16 protein-coding genes are annotated in these 17,134 nt (G+C 63.0%); 10 read left to right on the top strand and 6 right to left on the bottom strand.

Annotated features, from left to right (window positions below; genetic code table 11):
• Positions 1 to 9 precede the first annotated feature (9 nt).
• The 3 genes from gatA to AB4Z53_RS31980 form a co-directional block, all read right to left on the bottom strand.
• Positions 10 to 1,491 (bottom strand): Asp-tRNA(Asn)/Glu-tRNA(Gln) amidotransferase subunit GatA, encoded by a 1,482-nt coding sequence (gene gatA / locus AB4Z53_RS31990; protein ID WP_291157312.1) that lies wholly within the window; start codon positions 1,489 to 1,491, stop codon positions 10 to 12.
• Positions 1,492 to 1,541: 50 nt separating this feature from the next.
• A complete protein-coding gene (gene gatC, locus AB4Z53_RS31985; RefSeq protein ID WP_441599329.1) occupies positions 1,542 to 1,829 on the bottom strand; it encodes an Asp-tRNA(Asn)/Glu-tRNA(Gln) amidotransferase subunit GatC in 288 nt (95 codons plus the stop codon).
• Between the two features lie 109 nt (positions 1,830 to 1,938).
• Entirely contained in the window at positions 1,939 to 2,643 is a 705-nt protein-coding gene (locus AB4Z53_RS31980; protein WP_223726997.1) for a metal-dependent hydrolase, read from the bottom strand.
• A gap of 81 nt (positions 2,644 to 2,724) precedes the next feature.
• On the opposite strand from AB4Z53_RS31980, the gene ruvX reads away from it, so the two are divergent.
• Positions 2,725 to 3,210, top strand: a complete 486-nt coding sequence (gene ruvX, locus AB4Z53_RS31975; RefSeq protein ID WP_223726996.1) for a Holliday junction resolvase RuvX — start codon at positions 2,725 to 2,727, stop codon at positions 3,208 to 3,210.
• On the opposite strand, the gene AB4Z53_RS31970 is transcribed toward ruvX, so the two are convergent.
• Positions 3,156 to 3,497 (bottom strand): DUF6105 family protein, encoded by a 342-nt coding sequence (locus AB4Z53_RS31970; RefSeq protein ID WP_113537790.1) that lies wholly within the window; start codon positions 3,495 to 3,497, stop codon positions 3,156 to 3,158. The genes ruvX and AB4Z53_RS31970 overlap by 55 nt on opposite strands.
• Positions 3,494 to 3,649 carry a hypothetical protein gene (locus AB4Z53_RS31965; RefSeq protein WP_223726995.1) on the bottom strand — a complete coding sequence of 52 codons (156 nt, stop codon included), beginning with the start codon at positions 3,647 to 3,649 and terminating at the stop codon, positions 3,494 to 3,496. The genes AB4Z53_RS31970 and AB4Z53_RS31965 overlap by 4 nt, the downstream gene beginning before the upstream one ends.
• A gap of 222 nt (positions 3,650 to 3,871) precedes the next feature.
• On the opposite strand from AB4Z53_RS31965, the gene AB4Z53_RS31960 reads away from it, so the two are divergent.
• Entirely contained in the window at positions 3,872 to 4,807 is a 936-nt protein-coding gene (locus tag AB4Z53_RS31960) for an AEC family transporter (RefSeq protein WP_441599328.1), read from the top strand.
• 38 nt (positions 4,808 to 4,845) lie between these two features.
• On the opposite strand, the gene AB4Z53_RS31955 is transcribed toward AB4Z53_RS31960, so the two are convergent.
• Positions 4,846 to 6,498, bottom strand: coding sequence for an acyl-CoA dehydrogenase family protein (locus tag AB4Z53_RS31955; RefSeq protein WP_291157322.1), 1,653 nt, complete (start codon positions 6,496 to 6,498; stop codon positions 4,846 to 4,848).
• 157 nt (positions 6,499 to 6,655) lie between these two features.
• On the opposite strand from AB4Z53_RS31955, the gene AB4Z53_RS31950 reads away from it, so the two are divergent.
• From AB4Z53_RS31950 to AB4Z53_RS31915, 8 genes are all read left to right on the top strand, one after another.
• Positions 6,656 to 7,597, top strand: a complete 942-nt coding sequence (locus AB4Z53_RS31950) for an aspartate carbamoyltransferase catalytic subunit (RefSeq protein WP_113537787.1) — start codon at positions 6,656 to 6,658, stop codon at positions 7,595 to 7,597.
• A complete protein-coding gene (locus AB4Z53_RS31945) occupies positions 7,594 to 8,886 on the top strand; it encodes a dihydroorotase (protein WP_441599327.1) in 1,293 nt (430 codons plus the stop codon). Before AB4Z53_RS31950 ends, AB4Z53_RS31945 begins: the two co-directional genes overlap by 4 nt.
• Positions 8,887 to 8,916: 30 nt before the next feature.
• Positions 8,917 to 9,528 (top strand): glycerol-3-phosphate 1-O-acyltransferase PlsY, encoded by a 612-nt coding sequence (plsY, locus tag AB4Z53_RS31940; RefSeq protein WP_113537785.1) that lies wholly within the window; start codon positions 8,917 to 8,919, stop codon positions 9,526 to 9,528.
• Positions 9,528 to 10,676, top strand: a complete 1,149-nt coding sequence (dprA, locus tag AB4Z53_RS31935; protein WP_441599326.1) for a DNA-processing protein DprA — start codon at positions 9,528 to 9,530, stop codon at positions 10,674 to 10,676. The genes plsY and dprA overlap by 1 nt, the downstream gene beginning before the upstream one ends.
• Before the next feature lie 230 nt (positions 10,677 to 10,906).
• A complete protein-coding gene (gene topA, locus AB4Z53_RS31930; RefSeq protein WP_441599325.1) occupies positions 10,907 to 13,573 on the top strand; it encodes a type I DNA topoisomerase in 2,667 nt (888 codons plus the stop codon).
• Positions 13,574 to 13,575: 2 nt separating this feature from the next.
• On the top strand, positions 13,576 to 15,948 hold the full coding sequence (gene rnr / locus AB4Z53_RS31925; protein ID WP_441599324.1) for a ribonuclease R: 2,373 nt from the start codon (positions 13,576 to 13,578) through the stop codon (positions 15,946 to 15,948).
• Positions 15,949 to 15,973: 25 nt separating this feature from the next.
• Positions 15,974 to 16,429, top strand: a complete 456-nt coding sequence (locus AB4Z53_RS31920) for a DUF983 domain-containing protein (RefSeq protein WP_441599323.1) — start codon at positions 15,974 to 15,976, stop codon at positions 16,427 to 16,429.
• On the top strand, positions 16,426 to 17,130 hold the full coding sequence (locus AB4Z53_RS31915; RefSeq protein ID WP_441599322.1) for an NUDIX hydrolase: 705 nt from the start codon (positions 16,426 to 16,428) through the stop codon (positions 17,128 to 17,130). The genes AB4Z53_RS31920 and AB4Z53_RS31915 overlap by 4 nt, the downstream gene beginning before the upstream one ends.
• Positions 17,131 to 17,134 lie beyond the last annotated feature (4 nt).

Genomic DNA, 17,134 nt, shown 5'->3' with positions numbered 1-17,134 from the left:
CTCAAGAGATTACCACCACTTGGCGGGCGTGAAGCGGCCGGCGGCCTGCTCGATGACGTGTGCCGTCTTGAACAGCGTCTCTTCCTCGAACGGCTTGCCGATCAGTTGCAGGCCCAGCGGAAGGCCCTTGTGATCGAGGCCGCCGGGAACCGCGATGCCCGGAAGGCCGGCCATGTTGACCGTCACGGTGAAGATGTCGTTCAGATACATCTTCACCGGATCGGAGGCCAGGTCCTCGTCGGCGATGCCGAAGGCAGAAGACGGCGTTGCCGGCGTGAGGATCGCGTCGACGCCGGCGTGGAACGCCAGTTCGAAGTCGCGCTTGATCAGCGTGCGAACCTTCTGCGCCTGCAGATAGTAGGCATCGTAGTAACCGGCCGAAAGCACATAGGTGCCGATCATGATACGGCGCTTGACCTCCTGGCCGAAGCCGGCGGCACGGGTCTTCTCGTACATGTCGACGATGTCCTTGCCGTCGACGCGCAGGCCGTAGCGCACGCCGTCATAGCGGGCGAGGTTCGAGGAAGCCTCGGCCGGAGCGACGATGTAATAGGCCGGCAGCGCGTATTTCGTGTGCGGCAGGGTGATGTCGATGATCTCGGCACCGGCGTCCTTCAGCCAGGCAATGCCCTGCTGCCAGAGCGCTTCGATCTCTTCCGGCATACCATCCACGCGGTACTCCCGGGGAATGCCGATCTTCATGCCCTTGAGCGATTTGCCGATCGAGGCTTCGTAGTCCGGCACCGGCAGATCGACCGAGGTCGTGTCCTTGGCGTCGACGCTTGCCATCGACTTCAGGAGGATGGCGGCATCACGCACGTCACGGGCGATCGGGCCTGCCTGGTCGAGCGACGAGGCGAAAGCGACAGTGCCCCAGCGCGAGCAGCGGCCATAGGTCGGCTTGATGCCGACGGTGCCGGTAAAGGCTGCCGGTTGGCGGATGGAGCCGCCCGTATCGGTCGCCGTGGCGCCGGCGCAGAGATGCGCCGCGACGGCCGCTGCGGAACCACCGGACGAGCCGCCCGGAACGAGATCCATGTTGGAGCCCTTGGCACGCCAGGGGTTCTTCACCGCACCGTAATAGGAGGTCTCGTTCGACGAGCCCATGGCGAACTCGTCCATGTTGAGCTTGCCGAGCATGACCGCCCCGTCGTTCCAGAGGTTCTGCGTCACGGTCGATTCGTAGCGCGGTGCAAAGCCATCGAGAATATGGCTGCAGGCCTGCGTGTGGACGCCTTCGGTGGCGAAGAGGTCCTTGATGCCGAGCGGGATGCCTTCGAGCGCACCGGCCTTACCGGCGGCGATACGCGCGTCCGAGGCCTTGGCCATCTCGCGTGCCTTTTCAGGCGTGACGGCGATATAGGCGTTGATAGCCTCGTTGGCGGCATCGATCGCACCGAGATAGGCGTCGGTCAGTTCGACGGCGGTGATGTCCTTGGCGGCGAGTTTCGCGCGGGCTTCGGCAATCGTCAGGCTGGTAAGGTCGGTCATGGTAAAATCTGGCTTTCGCAATCAGAAACGTCGGGGCGGCTGGCGGGAGATTACTCGACCACCTTCGGAACGAGGAAGAAATTGCGATCGGAATTCGGCGCATTGGCAACGATATCGTCAGCCTTGTCGCCGTCAGACACCATGTCGGTCCGCTTCTTCATCTCCATCGGCGTTACCGAGGTCATCGGCTCGACGCCTTCGACATTCACTTCGGAGAGCTGCTCGACGAAACMGAGGATGCCATTGAGCTCGCCCATCATCCGCTCGGCTTCCTCTTCGCTGACGGCGATACGGGCAAGGCGCGCTACGCGCTTCACGGTGGCAAGGTCTACGGACATGATCGTCTCCGGTAACTGGAACTTCCCCCGCTATAATGGCGCAGGGCGAGCCACGCAACGGGGGAATTGCCGGAGTACCGGGCCTCTCGTCAAAAGGCCAGGCGCAACATCAGACCTCGACGACGCCGCCGACCTGCGGCGTCGCCACCTTGGTGGACGCGCTTTCCATGCCGGCAACGAAGGTCTCGGGCGTCTGGTCGATGATCGGGAACGAGCCGTAATGGCAGGGGATCGCCGTCGAGAACTTGAAGAAGCGTTGGCAGGCAAGTGCCGCAACCGCCCCACCCATGGTGAAACGATCGCCGATCGGCACGATGCCGATCTCCGGCTGGTGCAACTCTTCGATCAGCGCCATGTCGGAGAAGATGTCCGTATCACCCATGTGATAGAGCGTCGGCTCGTCCTCGAAATGCAGCACCAGGCCGTTGGCATTGCCGAGCGAATGGGAGACCCCGTCCTCTGTGAGTTGCGCCGACGAGTGGAGTGCGTTGACGAAGGTCGTGGAAAACGCGCCGAGCTGAATGGTGCCGCCGGTGTTTCCCATCTCCAAAGCCTTCACGCCATGTCGTGCGAGCCAGGCAGCGAGATCGGCATTGGCGACCACGGTCGCCCCCGTCTCCTTGGCGATCGCAATCGTATCGCCAACATGGTCGCCATGGCCATGGGTCAAAAGGATGTGGGTAAGCCCGGCAGTTGCGTCACGGCGCTCCTCGTCCTTAAAGGCGGGATTGCCGGTGAAGAAGGGGTCGATGAGGATTTTGGACTTTGCCGTTTCGATGTGAAAGGCGGCATGCCCCAGCCATTTGATCTTCATGACGATCTCCCTGATGATTTGCGTGTCGGAACAGCATATGGATCAGACAGTCCTCCGCGCAAAGATCGAATCGACACCGACATGGCAATTCTCACCATCGAAGAGCTGGCAGCCCAGCTTCAGCAGAACCAGGCGATTGCCGGGCTCGACCTCGGCACCAAGACGATCGGTCTTTCTGTCTCCGATCTCGGTCGCCGCTTCGCGACACCTCGCGAGGTGATCCGCCGGGTCAAGTTCGGCGCGGACGCAGAAGCGTTACTGTCGGTGGCGGCAAAGGAAAAGATCGCGGCCTTTGTCATCGGTCTGCCCGTCAACATGGACGGCAGCGAGGGACCCCGTTGTCAGGCGACCCGCGCCTTCGTGCGCAATATGGAGCAAAAAACTCCGCTCCCTTTCATCTTCTGGGATGAAAGGCTCTCGACCGTTGCGGCCGAGCGTGTGCTGATCGAGATGGACGTGTCGCGGCGGAAGCGGGCCGAACGCATCGATTCGGCTGCCGCGTCCTTCATTCTTCAAGGCGCACTCGACAGGCTGACGTCGCTCGCAAGGGACGCTCTCTCGGACTGAGCTTCGCCGGCACCGAAACGACGACGATACCAGGCCGCAATCTGGCGGCGCTTGCGGAAACCGATGATGGCAAAGACCACGAAGCTATCGAATACGATCGCTCGCGCGACGAGCGGCGGGATCGTCTCTGGCGGAATGCCGAGGACGTTGCCGTAGACCTGGAACACCAGATCATGGGTCTGCCGCGTCAGCATGAAGAAGCCGAAGCTCATGTCGTAGTAGGAAAGACCGTACCACGACGTGAGGAACATGACCGGGCAGGCCCAAAGGATCAGAAACCACTTCATGCGGCTCCCCTTTCCGAAATGCGGCGGTAGACTAGCGGATATATGGCGCGATCTGCCACCAGCAAGGCGAGCAGGACCATCGTCGGGACCGCAATATCGAGCGCCAGTCCGGCGAAAAACATCATCATGATGATCAAAAGACCAGTTCTCACCGAACCGCTCCATCCGGATTCTGTTGAAATGCCTGGTCAATTTCCTCCCTATGCGGAAGGCGCGCAACGTAAACCATTTGTTAAGGTTAATTTTCACAGGCCAAGTCTTTTCTTGCCCCTGGGGGCGATCGCGCACCGATCTTTGGCGACCAGGCGGCAAGCCCATTCCGGTCCTTGCAAATTTCGGGTAGCGATATCTCTCCCCCATGCAGGCCCTCCCCCATGACCGTCGTCTTCGAAAGCATCCTCCCCATCTTTCTGCTGGTTCTGCTTGGCGCCTGGCTCAAGCGCTCGACATTCGTCGACCAGAGCCTCTGGCTCGGGCTTGAGCAGTTCGGCTACTTCATCCTGTTCCCTGCCCTCCTGTTCTCGACACTGGCCCAGGCAGATTTTGCCGGCTTGAAGGCCGACGCAACGGCTATCGCGACAATCGGCAGCGTCAGCCTGATGTCGGCCTTCGTGCTTTTGCTCTGGCCGGCGTTTCGAGACAGACAGGTGTCAGGTGCCTCCTTCACCTCAGTCTTCCAGACAGCCACACGCTGGAACGGCTTCATGGCGCTCGCGATCGCGCAGAAGCTCTATGGGCCGATCGGCCTGACGCTGACCGCGCTGGTGATGACGCTCGTGATCATCCCGATCAATCTCTACAACATCGGCGTGCTGGTCTGGTTCGGCGGGGGAAATCGTGACTTCAGGCGCTTCTTCGCCAAGATCGTCACCAATCCGCTGATCGTTGCCTCCGTGCTCGGCATACTCGTCAACATGATCGGACTGAAGATCTACGGTCCCGTGATGACCACGATTGAGATGCTGGCCAGCGCCTCTCTCAGCCTCGGGCTGGTGATGGTCGGCGCGGGCCTGCGCGCATCCGATGCCCTGAAGCCGAGCGCAACGGCACTGCTCGCAGTCTTTCTCAAGCTGATCGTCATGCCGCTGTTCATGGTGAGCGCGAGCTACCTGCTCGGCATTCGCGGCGACGCCCTGCTGGTCATTGCGCTCGGCGCGGCCGTGCCGACGGCGATGAACGGCTATCTCTTGGCCAAGCAGATGGATGGCGACGCCGAACTCTACGCCGCGGTCGCGACGATCCAAACGGTCGTCTCGTTCTTCACGATCCCGCTCGTCCTCTACCTGACCGCATACGCCGCAGGGCGCTGACGTGAGGCCCGGCGACCTACGTCGCGGGAACCGACGACCTACGTCGCGGGGGGATAGAGAAGGTCGAGGATGTACGCGGAATCGAAACGCGAATCGAGCATGCCGTAGGTCGAGCGCCATCCGGCGGCGAGACGCGATTCGAGGAACGCGTCGGCGATACGACCGGCACCGAGACGATAAAGTTCGGCGGCAGCACCTGCGAGCGCCAGTTGCTCGACCAGCATGCGGGCCGCCCCCTCATCGCGTTCGCACAGCGACATGGCCGCGCGCAGCACGTCGATCGTCTTGCGTCCGGATGGCCCGAGATCGCGCGCCAGGACGACGAACAGCTGCTCGAAGAGATCCTTGCCCTTGACGAGCACGCGCAGCACATCCAGCGCCATGACGTTGCCGGAGCCTTCCCAGATGGCATTAACAGGCGCTTCGCGGTAGTGGCGCGCCAGCGCGCGTTCCTCCACATAGCCGTTGCCGCCCAGGCACTCCATCGCCTCGTAGATCAGCGCCGGCGCGATCTTGCAGGCCCAGTATTTCGCTACGGGCGTCATGATCCGCGCGTAAGCCGCGTCTTCCGAACTGCCGCGTGCCTTGTCGAAGGCTTCCGCGAGACGGAACGAGAGAGCGCTGGCCGCAGCGACATCGAGCGCCATGTCGGCAAGCACGCGGGTCATCATCGGCTGGCTGACGAGCGGCTTGCCGAAGACCTTCCGGCCGCGCGTGTGGTGCACGGCTTCGGCGAGCGAGGCACGCATCATGCCGGCCGACGCTAGCGCGCAATCAAGCCGCGTCAGCGTAACCATGTCCAGGATCGTCCGGATGCCGGCATCCGGCGCTCCGAGGATGAAGCCGAACGTATCGGAGAACTCGACCTCCGACGAAGCGTTGGAGCGGTTGCCAATCTTGTCCTTCAGCCGCTGGAAACGCAGGCCGTTGGCGCTGCCGTCCTCCAGAAGCCGCGGCACGAGGAAGCACGCGAGACCGTCGCGGGTCTGTGCCAGCATGACGAATGCGTCGCTCATCGGCGCCGACATGAACCACTTGTGGCCGTTGAGCCTGTAGATGCCCTCGCCCACCCGTTCCGCCGTCGAGGTGTTGGCGCGCACATCGGTGCCGCCCTGCTTCTCGGTCATGCCCATGCCGACGGTGACCGCCGACTTCTGCATCCACGGACGGTTGGTGGAATCGTATTTGCGCGACAGGATCTTCGGCGCCCATTCCTTCTGCACGGCCGGTGACGCGGTGATCGCGGCAAGCGATGCGCTGGTCATGGTCAGCGGGCAGAGGTGACCGCATTCGAGCTGCGCCGTCAGATAGAAGCGGATGGCGCGCGTCTTGTGCGACTGATTGCGCTCATCGGGGAGGTTTTCCCAGGCGGACGCATGCAGGCCGGAGGACATCGAGCGGCGCATCAGCGCATGCCATGCCGGATGGAACTCGACGACATCGAGACGTTCGCCGCGGGGGCCATGCGTCTTAAGCTTCGGCGGACCCTCGTTCGCCATGCGCGCCAGTTCCTGCGCTTCCGGCGAGGTGACGTAACGGCCGAGCACGTCGAATTCGTCGCGCAGCGTCTTGCTCATCGACGAGGTGATGTCCACCACCAGCGGATCGGAGCGATAGGCGTTGACACCGGACCAGGGCTTGGGCTGGTTCAGCTCGGCGAGTTTCTGTTCAGTCCGGTTCATCTGATTCATGGGCCGGTTCTAGCGCAAGTTTCACGGCCACGGAACGGGGCGCGAAAAAGATACGATCGCCGTTGCAAGTTTTCTGCGGACGGTGGCGCCCAAGCCTTGCCGTGCCGGGGGGCAAGTCTTATAGAGCGACCACATTTCCAGAGCGCAAGGGCGGCCCATGATCACTTTCCCGCATCGCCACCTGCTCGGCATCAAGGGGCTCACGGAGCAAGATATCACCTATCTGCTCGATCGCGCCGATGAAGCCGTCCAAATCTCCCGTCAGAGAGAAAAGAAGACCTCCACGCTTCGGGGGCTGACGCAGATCAACCTCTTCTTCGAGGCCTCGACCCGCACGCAGTCTTCCTTCGAGCTTGCCGGCAAACGCCTCGGCGCTGACGTCATGAATATGTCTGTCGGCAATTCCTCGGTGAAAAAGGGCGAAACGCTGATCGATACAGCGATGACGCTGAACGCCATGCACCCGGATGTGCTGGTGGTGCGCCATTCCTCTGCCGGCGCTGCCGCGCTTCTGGCGCAGAAAGTTTCCTGCTCCGTCGTCAACGCCGGCGATGGCCAGCACGAGCACCCGACCCAGGCGCTGCTCGATGCGCTGACGATCCGTCGCGCCAAGGGCAAGCTCTCGCGGATCATCGTGGCGATCTGTGGCGACGTGCTTCATTCGCGCGTGGCTCGCTCCAATATCCTGCTCCTGAACCAAATGGGGGCGCGGGTCCGAGTCGTAGCACCTGCGACGCTGCTGCCCTCCGGGATCGCCGACATGGGCGTCGAGGTCTACCATTCGATGGCCGAAGGCCTGAAGGATGCGGACGTCGTCATGATGCTGCGCCTGCAGCGCGAGCGCATGGCCGGTTCCTTCGTGCCTTCCGTGCGCGAATACTTCCACTACTACGGGCTTGATGCCGAGAAGCTGAAGGCCGCCAAGGAGGATGCGCTCGTGATGCATCCGGGTCCGATGAACCGCGGCGTCGAAATCGCCTCGGAAATCGCCGACGGCCCACAGAGCGTGATCGAACAGCAGGTCGAGATGGGCGTTGCCGTGCGCATGGCGGTGATGGAAACGCTGCTTCTCTCGCAGAACCAGGGGCCGCGCCTATGACCAGACCACTCGTTCTGAAGAACCTCCGCATCGTCGATCCCTCGCGCAACCTTGACGAAACAGGCACGATCATCGTCGGAGGCGACGGCCGTATCCTCGCTGCCGGAGCAAATGCGCAAAACCAGGGCACGCCTGACGGTGCCTTCGTCAAAGATTGTGCCGGGCTCACCGCCGCCCCGGGCCTCGTCGATGCCCGCGTCTTCGTCGGCGAACCGGGCAGCGAGCACCGCGAAACCTTCGAGTCCGCGTCGCGCGCCGCCGCCGCCGGCGGCGTCACCAGCTTCATCGCGATGCCGGACACCGACCCTGTGATCGACGACATCGCGCTTGTCGAATTCGTGAAGAAGACCGCGCGCGACAAGGCGCTCGTCAATGTCTATCCGGCCGCAGCTCTCACCAAAGGGCTCGTCGGCGAAGAGATGACCGAATTCGGTCTGCTGCGCGAAGCCGGCGCCGTCTGCTTCACCAATGGCCGTCGATCGATCCACGACACGCTGGTTMTGCGCCGCGCCATGACCTATGCGCGCGAATTCGGTGCCGTCATCTCCCTTGAGACCCGCGACAAGTATCTCGGCGCAACCGGCGTGATGCACGAGGGCCTGCTCGCAAGCTGGCTTGGCCTTTCCGGCATCCCGCGCGAGACGGAAATCATTCCGCTGGAGCGTGACCTGCGTATCGCCGGCCTGACGAAGGCCGCCTATCACGCAGCTCAGATTTCGGTTCCCGAATCGGCTGAAGCCATCCGCGCCGCGCGTGCGCGTGGCGCCAACGTTACCTGCGGCATCTCCATCAACAACTTGGCGCTCAACGAAAACGACATCGGCGAATACCGCACCTTCTTCAAGCTTTCGCCGCCGCTTCGCAGCGAGGACGACCGCGTCGCCATGGCGGAGGCGCTCGCCGACGGCACGATCGATATCATCGTTTCCTCGCATGATCCCCAGGACGTCGACACCAAGCGCCTGCCGTTTGCCGACGCCGCCGATGGCGCAATCGGCCTTGAAACGCTCGCGGCTGCCGCCCTGCGGCTGTACCACAGCGGCCAGGTTCCGCTGATGCGCCTGATCGACGCCATGTCGACCCGACCGGCCGCGATCTTCGGCCTCGACGCCGGCACGCTCAAGCCGGGCGCCAAGGCCGATATCACGGTCCTGGACCTCGACGAACCATGGGTGCTCTACAAGGAAGCGATCGTCTCGCGCTCCAAGAACACGCCGTTTGAAAATGCACGCTTTACCGGCCGGGTTGTGCAAACCTATGTTGCCGGTAAGCTTGTGCATTCCGCATAAGCCCAAAGCGGTCGCGCGGGAGGGGAACCGGTGGATCTATTTTCCTGGCAGCTTGGGCTGCCCTTGACGTTGTTGAGCCTTGGCTTCGGCTACCTGCTCGGCTCGATCCCGTTCGGACTTATCCTGACCCGCATGGCGGGGCTCGGCGATGTGCGAAAGATCGGCTCGGGCAACATCGGCGCGACCAATGTGCTGAGAACCGGAAACAAGAAGCTGGCAGCGGCTACCCTGCTGCTCGATGCCCTGAAGGGCGCCGCGGCTGCGGCCATCGCCGCCTATTGGGGTGTTGAAGCGGGCATCGCCGCCGGCTTTGCTGCGTTTCTCGGCCACCTCTATCCGGTCTGGCTCGGCTTCAAGGGAGGCAAGGGTGTCGCCACCTATATCGGCGTCCTGCTCGGCCTCGCTCCAATCATGGTGCTGGCCTTCGCAGCGATTTGGCTCGCCATGGCGAAAATCAGCCGCTACTCCTCATTGTCCGCCCTGGTTGCAATGGCTATCATTCCGGTTCTACTTTACGCGGTAGGGAATGAAAAGGTCGCTCTCCTTTTCGCGGTAATGACTGTCATTAGCTGGGTGAAGCACCGCGCCAACATTCAGCGGCTGCTCGCCGGCACGGAAAGCAAGATCGGGGACAAGGGATAATGTCTGAAGGCAGCGCAGGACGAACCGGAGTGGCGCTGACCGAACGACAGAAAATCTCCTGGCTGCGGCTGATCCGCAGCGACAACGTCGGTCCTATCGCCTTCCGGGACCTGATCAATCACTTCGGCACCGCGGAGAATGCACTCGACGCGCTTCCCGAACTATCCCGGCGCGGTGGCACCAAACAGGCCTATCGCGTCGCGACCGTGAGTGAAGCGGAACGGGAGCTCGAAGCGGCAAGACGCTGCGGCGCCGTCTTCATCGGCATCGGCGAGCCAAGTTATCCTGCAGCGCTGCGGCAGATCGACGGCGCTCCCCCTCTTCTGGCAATGAAGGGCGACCTCAAAGCGGCCACCCGCCCATCGCTTGGCATCGTCGGCTCGCGCAATGCCTCGGTCAGCGGCGCCAAGTTCGCAGCGATGATTGCGCGCGACGCCGGCCGCGCCGGTTATATCGTCACGTCAGGCCTTGCGCGCGGCATCGATACGGCCGCCCATCGCGCGAGTCTCGAAACCGGCACGATCGCAGCACTTGCCGGCGGTCTGGACCGGCCCTACCCGCCTGAAAACATCGGCCTGCTGGACGAGATCACCGCCGGTCGGGGGCTGGCCATCAGCGAGATGCCGTTTGGCTGGGAACCGCGCGCACGCGATTTCCCGCGGCGCAACCGGCTGATTGCGGGTATCAGCCTCGGCGTAACCGTCGTCGAGGCAGCCCACCGCTCCGGGTCCCTGATAACCGCCCGCTATGCAGCCGACTTCGGACGGCTCGTCTTTGCCGTTCCAGGGTCACCGCTCGATCCCCGCTGCCATGGTACGAACGACCTTTTGAAACAGGGCGCAATCGTCACGACGTCGGCGGACGATGTCCTTGAGGCATTGGCGCCGCTCAGCCAGTTCGAGCTGCCGTTGCCGAGCGTCAGAGAACCGGAAGGACAAATGCGACCGAGCGCCCCAGCCGCCACCAGCGACAACGACCGTGCGGCCATCGTCCACGCGCTTGGTCCGACACCTGTTGAAACCGACGACATCGTCAGGCACACCGGGCTTTCGCCGGCGCAGGTCTACCTGCTTCTCCTGGAACTCGATTTGGCTGGCCGGCTCGATCGCCACACCGGTGGGCTCGTGTCGCTCACCTCGATCGAATGAGCGTCAGCGATGACGGTCAGCAGCCTTGAGGAAGCAGTGAGAGATCCATTGCAGATTGCGGATACGGTGCAATCTTGTGCGAGTTGCATCGCGTCCTCTCATCGTTATTTTGGGTGAACCCTCTTGACCCCGCACGAATCCCTGTCCATTTCGGGGCATCGATACAAGGCGACACATGGCGCGAACGGCGCTGACGCCCGAACCAGAACCGGTTGTCTCAGAAAATGACGATGAATGTTGTAGTGGTGGAGTCGCCTTCCAAGGCAAAGACGATCAACAAGTACCTCGGGCCTGGCTACAAGGTGCTGGCTTCGTTTGGCCATGTGCGCGACCTGCCGGCGAAGGACGGATCGGTCCGTCCCGACGAAGACTTCGAAATGTCCTGGGAGGTCGACGGCGCTTCGGCGAAGCGCATGAAGGACATTGCCGACGCGGTCAAATCCTCGGACGGTCTCATTCTCGCAACCGACCCGGATCGCGAAGGCGAAGCCATTTCCTGGCACGTGCTCGACCTCCTGAAGAAGAAGAAGGTGCTCGGCGACAAGCCGGTAAAGCGCGTCGCCTTCAACGCCATCACCAAGAAGGCGGTTCTCGAGGCGATCGCACATCCACGCGACATCGACATATCCCTGGTCGATGCCTACCTGGCGCGCCGCGCGCTCGACTATCTCGTTGGCTTCAACCTTTCGCCGGTGCTCTGGCGCAAACTGCCGGGCGCCCGCTCGGCCGGCCGCGTACAATCGGTCACGCTGCGCCTCGTCTGCGACCGCGAATCCGAAATCGAACGCTTCGTCTCCGAAGAATACTGGAACATTTCCGCGTTGCTGAAGACCCCGCGCGGCGACGAGTTCGAGGCTCGCCTCGTCTCGGCCGACGGCAAGCGTCTGGCACCCAAGGCGATTGGCAACGGCGAAGAAGCAACCCGGCTGAAGACCTTGCTCGACGGCGCCGCTTATGTCGTCGACAGCATCGAGGCAAAGCCGGTCAAGCGCAATCCGTCGCCGCCCTTCACCACTTCGACGCTGCAGCAGGCCGCCTCCTCAAAGCTCGGCTTCTCGGCTTCGCGCACCATGCAGGTCGCGCAGAAGCTCTATGAAGGTGTAGACATCGGCGGCGAGACCGTCGGTCTGATCACCTATATGCGTACCGATGGTGTACAGATGGCGCCGGAAGCGGTCGAAGCGTCGCGCAAGGCGATCGCCAGCCAGTTCGGCGAACGCTACCTGCCGGAAAAGCCGCGCTTCTATTCCACCAAGGCGAAGAACGCCCAGGAAGCGCACGAAGCCATCCGCCCGACCGACTTCAACCGCACGCCGGATGAGGTTCGCCGCTTCCTCGACGGCGACATGCTGAGGCTCTACGACCTCGTCTGGAAGCGCGGCATCGCGAGCCAGATGGCATCCGCCGAGATCGAACGCACGACGGCAGAAATCACCGCCGACAATGGTGGCCAGAAGGCTGGCCTGCGCGCCACCGGCTCCGTCATCCGCTTCGACGGCTTCATCGCTGCCTATACGGATGCCAAGGAAGACGGCGAGCAGACGGACGACGGTGACGAGGATGGTCGCCTGCCGGAGATCAACGCGCGCGAAAGCTGCGCAAAGCAGAAGATCAACGCCTCGCAGCACTTCACCGAACCGCCGCCGCGCTACTCGGAAGCGAGCCTGATCAAGAAGATGGAAGAGCTCGGCATCGGCCGGCCCTCCACTTATGCAGCGACGGTCACGACGCTGCTCGACCGCGACTACATCACCAACGACAAGCGCAAGCTCATCCCGCAGGCCAAGGGGCGGCTGGTCACAGCGTTCCTGGAAAGCTTCTTCACGCGCTATGTCGGCTACGATTTCACAGCGTCGCTCGAAGAAAAGCTCGACCAGGTCTCGGCCGGTGAAGTCAACTGGAAGGACGTGCTTCGCGACTTCTGGAAGGACTTCTTCGCGCAGATCGAGGAAACCAAGGAACTGCGCGTCACCAACGTGCTCGACGCGCTGAACGAGGAACTGGCACCGCTCGTCTTCCCGAAGCGCGAGGATGGCGGCGATCCCAGAACCTGCCAGGTCTGCGGCACCGGCAAGCTGTCGCTGAAGCTTGGCAAGTACGGCGCCTTCGTCGGCTGCTCGAACTATCCGGAGTGCAACTTCACACGCCAGCTTTCCTCCGACAGCAGCGGCGATCAGGAGGCTGCGGTCTCGAACGAGCCGCAGGCGCTCGGGAAGGACCCCCATACCGGCGAAGAAATCACGCTGCGCAGCGGCCGCTTCGGTCCCTATGTCCAGCGCGGCGACGGCAAGGAAGCCAAGCGCTCGAGCTTGCCGAAGGGCTGGACGCCCTCAACGATCGACCACGAGAAGGCTGTGGCTCTCCTGTCGCTGCCTCGTGATATCGGCGCGCATCCGGAATCCGGCAAGATGATCTCGACCGGCCTTGGCCGCTACGGACCGTTCGTGTTGCACGATGGCACCTATGCCAACCTCGAATCGATCGAGGACGTCTTCTCGATCGGCCTCAACCGCGCCGTCTCCGTCCTCGCAGACAAGCAGTCCAAGGCCGGCGCCGGCCGTGGACGCACGGCTGCCGCTTCCCTCAAGGAGCTTGGCGACCACCCCGACGGCGGTGCGATCACCGTTCGCGACGGTCGCTACGGCCCCTACGTCAACTGGGGCAAGGTCAATGCCACCCTGCCGAAGGGCAAGGATCCGCAGTCTGTGACGGTCGAAGAAGCCCTCGTGCTCATCGCTGAGCGCGCTGCAAAGGGCGGAACGACGAAGGCCAAGGCAACCAAAGCCAAGACGACGAAGGCTGCTGCAAAAACCGAGGATGGCGCCGCCAAGCCGAGCAAGGCCAAGGCGACCGCCAAGAACAAAACCAAGACGGCCACCAAGGCCAAGAAGAGCTGAATTTGACCAGAATACCGCGCGACCCGACCGAACGGCCCGGCAAGAGAAACATGGGCAAAAAGCCTGATCGCGCGGCCAAGGCTGGACCGGCCCCCGAAAAGGAAAACATCATTCACGGCGCGGTTCCGCCGCGCGACGTGCTGATGCGCTTCATTGCCGAAAACCCGGAGCGCGCCTCGAAGCGTGAGATCGCCAAGGCTTTCGGCCTCAAGGGCGAGACCCGGGTCGAGCTCAAGGCACTGCTCAAGTCGCTCGAAGTCGATGGACTCGTCGAAAAAAAGCGCAAGTCGCTGGTGCGCCCGGGAGCCCTGCCTCCGGTGACGGTGCTCGACATCACCATCCGCGATGTCGACGGCGAACTGATTGGCCGGCCCGCCGAGTGGCTGGACGACGACGGCGTCGCGCCCGCGGTGCTGATCAAGCAATCTGCTGTCGCCAAGGGTAAGGGCAAGGCTCCGGTCGGCGGTCTCGGCGACCGCGTGCTCGCCAAGATCTTCCCGGCCAAGGAACGGGGCGGCCCGGCCTATACGGCGCGCATCATCAAGGTGCTGGACAAACGCAAGGATGCCGTGCTCGGCGTCTTCCGCTCGACGCCCAGCGGCGGTGGCCGCCTGATGCCGATCGAAAAGCGCGGCGAGGAAATCCTTGTTGATCCAGAGTTCACCGGCAACGCTGAGGACGGTGATCTGGTCGAAGTGCAGCTCTCGCGGCATGGCCGCTACGGGCTGCCACGCGCCCAGGTGCAGAACGTCATCGGCTCGGTTGCGTCCGAAAAAGCGATCTCGATGATCGCCATCCATGCGCACGGCATCCCCCATGTCTTCCCGGAACGGGTGATCGAAGAAGCAAATGCCGCCGGCCCCGCCACCATGGCGCACCGCGAGGACTGGCGCACGCTGCCGCTCATCACGATCGACCCAGCCGATGCGAAGGATCACGACGACGCTGTGCATGCCGAACCGGACCCGTCCGAAGACAATCCCGGCGGCGTCATCGTCACGGTCGCGATTGCCGACGTCTCCTATTATGTTCGGCCGAAGTCCGCGCTGGACCTTGAGGCCTTGAAGCGCGGCAACTCGGTCTACTTCCCCGACCGGGTGGTGCCGATGCTGCCTGAACGGATCTCCAACGATCTCTGCTCCCTCAAGGAAGGCGTCGACCGCCCGGCGCTGGCCGTGCGCATGCGCTTCTCCAAGGAAGGCCGCAAGGCCGGCCATACCTTCCATCGCATCATGATGAAGAGTGCGGCAAAGCTCTCCTACCAGCAGGCGCAGGCGGCGATTGACGGCAATCCTGATGACAAGACCGGACCGATCCTTGAGACGATCCTGAAGCCGCTATGGGAAGGCTATCGCATTCTCACGCGCGGTCGTGACCGGCGCCAGCCGCTCGAGCTCAACATGCCCGAGCGCAAGATCATCCTGAAGTCCGACGGCACGGTCGACCGTGTCTTCGTTCCCGAACGTCTCGACGCCCATAAGCTGATCGAGGAGATGATGATCCAGGCAAACGTCGCTGCTGCGGAGACACTGGAGCAGAAGCGCCAGGTCCTGATCTACCGCGTGCACGACCAGCCCTCGCTCGCCAAGCAGGAGAGCCTGCGCGAATTCCTGGCGACGCTCGACATCTCGCTCGTCAAGGGCGGCAACATGCGCTCGAACCATTTCAACGGCATCCTCGCCAAGGCCGAAGGCAAGCCCTTCGAGACGATGGTCAACGAGATGGTGCTTCGCTCCCAGAGCCAGGCGATCTACAGCCCGGAAAACATCGGGCACTTCGGCCTGAACCTTTTGAAGTATGCGCATTTCACCTCGCCGATCCGGCGCTATGCCGACCTTATCGTGCATCGGGCCCTGGTTACCTCGCTCGGTCTCGGTGAAGGCGGGCTGACGCCGCAGGAAGAGGGCGTGCTCGACGACATCGCAGCCGAGATCTCGACCTTCGAGCGGCGCGCCATGGCAGCAGAGCGCGACACCGTCGACCGGCTGATCGCGCACCATCTGAATGGCCGCGTCGGCGAAGAGTTCGAAGGCCGCGTTTCCGGTGTCACCAAGGCGGGACTCTTTGTCACCCTGCCTGCCTATGGTGCCGACGGTTTCGTTCCTATATCTACGCTCGGACGCGACTACTTCATCTACGATGAGGCTCATCAGGCGCTTTCCGGTGAGAAAACCGGGCTCGGCTATCGCCTCGGCGATCCGGTGCGCGTCAAGCTCGTCGAGGCGGTTCCGCTTGCGGGTGCGCTCAGGTTCGAGATGCAAAGCGAGGGGCGCAAGATGCCGACAGCGACACGCTCCTTCCACAAGTCCGGCCGTCGCGATCGCACCGGAGCAAGCAAGAAGCCGGGAACTCGGCCGCCGAGAGGCAGGCGATAGATCCCCGTAAGGCAGAGGAATAGGCATGAAAGCAGCAGCAAGCGAAACACTTCATCTGGGCGGCAGCGAAAGCGACGAACGCTCCGTTGGCCTTTCGATGAGGCGTGGCTCTCTTGGCCGCTGCCCGGCCTGTGGTAGCGGCAAGCTGTTTCGCAGATACGTCAAGTCGGTCGATGCCTGCGCCGCCTGCGGCGAGCGCATGGACCATCACCGCGCCGATGATTTCCCGCCCTATATCGTCGTGACGATCGTCGGTCACCTGGTGCTTGCAGGCTACATGATGACCGATCTCGTCCTGCCGCTGAACAGCTGGCAGCATCTGGCGATCTGGGCGCCGATCACCGTCATCAGTTCTCTGGCGCTGCTGCAGCCGGTCAAGGGCGCCGTCATCGGCCTGCAATGGGCGCTGAAGATGCATGGCTTCGGCGGTCACGAAGACGCGCCGGAAGACGTCCTGCCGCCGCGAGACGACAGGGCATGACGTCCGCGCGGAGCCCGGGCGGCGAGGTCGAGCGCCAGCGTTCCGCGGCCGTCAGACCACGCGACGCGGCTTCCGTCATGCTGCTTGACCGCCAGGGGGCACGCGTGCGGGTCTTGATGGGCAAACGGCACAGCGCCCATGTCTTCATGCCGGATCTCTATGTTTTCCCCGGCGGGCGGCGCGATGCCGGCGATCACCGGATCGGCTTTGGCTCCGACTTGCATCCATCCGTCCTGCACGCGTTGAAAGCGGTCGGCGCGCGAGAACTCACGGACGCGCGCGCTCGTGCGCTCGCCCTTGCCGGACTGCGCGAGCTTTACGAAGAGGCCGGCATCGCCGTCGGCCAACCGGCGCCGTCTGCTACCGCATCGGTCCCGTTCCTTCCCGACCTGGAAAAGTTGCGCTATATGGCTCGGGCCATCACCCCTCCGGGCCACGCGAGGCGGTTCGATACACGCTTCTTCGCTTTGTTTGCGGACGAGGCTAAAATCGATCCGACGCGCTTCCTGGACAGTCGGGAGCTTCAGGATTTGCAGTGGATCGATGTGAACGATTCTCCGTCCCTAAGGATACCTGACATCACCGCCATCATTCTCGCGGACCTCAGAAGCAGTCTCGACACCGATCCGTCGCTCTCCTGTGAGCGAGCGGTGCCACTTTATGCCGCGCGCCGTGGGCGCCTCATCCGCACGTTGCTCTAAGGAT

This window comes from Ensifer sp. 2TAB8, from assembly GCF_052115125.1.
In the GTDB taxonomy this organism is placed as follows: Bacteria; Pseudomonadota; Alphaproteobacteria; order Rhizobiales; family Rhizobiaceae; genus Ensifer.
The sequence above is the reverse complement of the archived record's forward strand: the minus strand, read 5'-3'. Positions and strand labels throughout refer to the sequence as shown.

Coding starts and splice junctions, on each gene's coding strand:
- gatA (WP_291157312.1), bottom strand. CDS start 1,491: ATGACCGACCTTACCAGCCTGACGATTGCCGAAGCCCGCGCGAAACTC.
- AB4Z53_RS31955 (WP_291157322.1), bottom strand. CDS start 6,498: ATGAATCAGATGAACCGGACTGAACAGAAACTCGCCGAGCTGAACCAG.
- AB4Z53_RS31915 (WP_441599322.1), top strand. CDS start 16,426: ATGACGTCCGCGCGGAGCCCGGGCGGCGAGGTCGAGCGCCAGCGTTCC.
- AB4Z53_RS31970 (WP_113537790.1), bottom strand. CDS start 3,497: ATGAAGTGGTTTCTGATCCTTTGGGCCTGCCCGGTCATGTTCCTCACG.
- AB4Z53_RS31920 (WP_441599323.1), top strand. CDS start 15,974: ATGAAAGCAGCAGCAAGCGAAACACTTCATCTGGGCGGCAGCGAAAGC.
- AB4Z53_RS31960 (WP_441599328.1), top strand. CDS start 3,872: ATGACCGTCGTCTTCGAAAGCATCCTCCCCATCTTTCTGCTGGTTCTG.
- dprA (WP_441599326.1), top strand. CDS start 9,528: ATGTCTGAAGGCAGCGCAGGACGAACCGGAGTGGCGCTGACCGAACGA.
- AB4Z53_RS31950 (WP_113537787.1), top strand. CDS start 6,656: ATGATCACTTTCCCGCATCGCCACCTGCTCGGCATCAAGGGGCTCACG.
- ruvX (WP_223726996.1), top strand. CDS start 2,725: ATGGCAATTCTCACCATCGAAGAGCTGGCAGCCCAGCTTCAGCAGAAC.
- topA (WP_441599325.1), top strand. CDS start 10,907: ATGAATGTTGTAGTGGTGGAGTCGCCTTCCAAGGCAAAGACGATCAAC.
- AB4Z53_RS31980 (WP_223726997.1), bottom strand. CDS start 2,643: ATGAAGATCAAATGGCTGGGGCATGCCGCCTTTCACATCGAAACGGCA.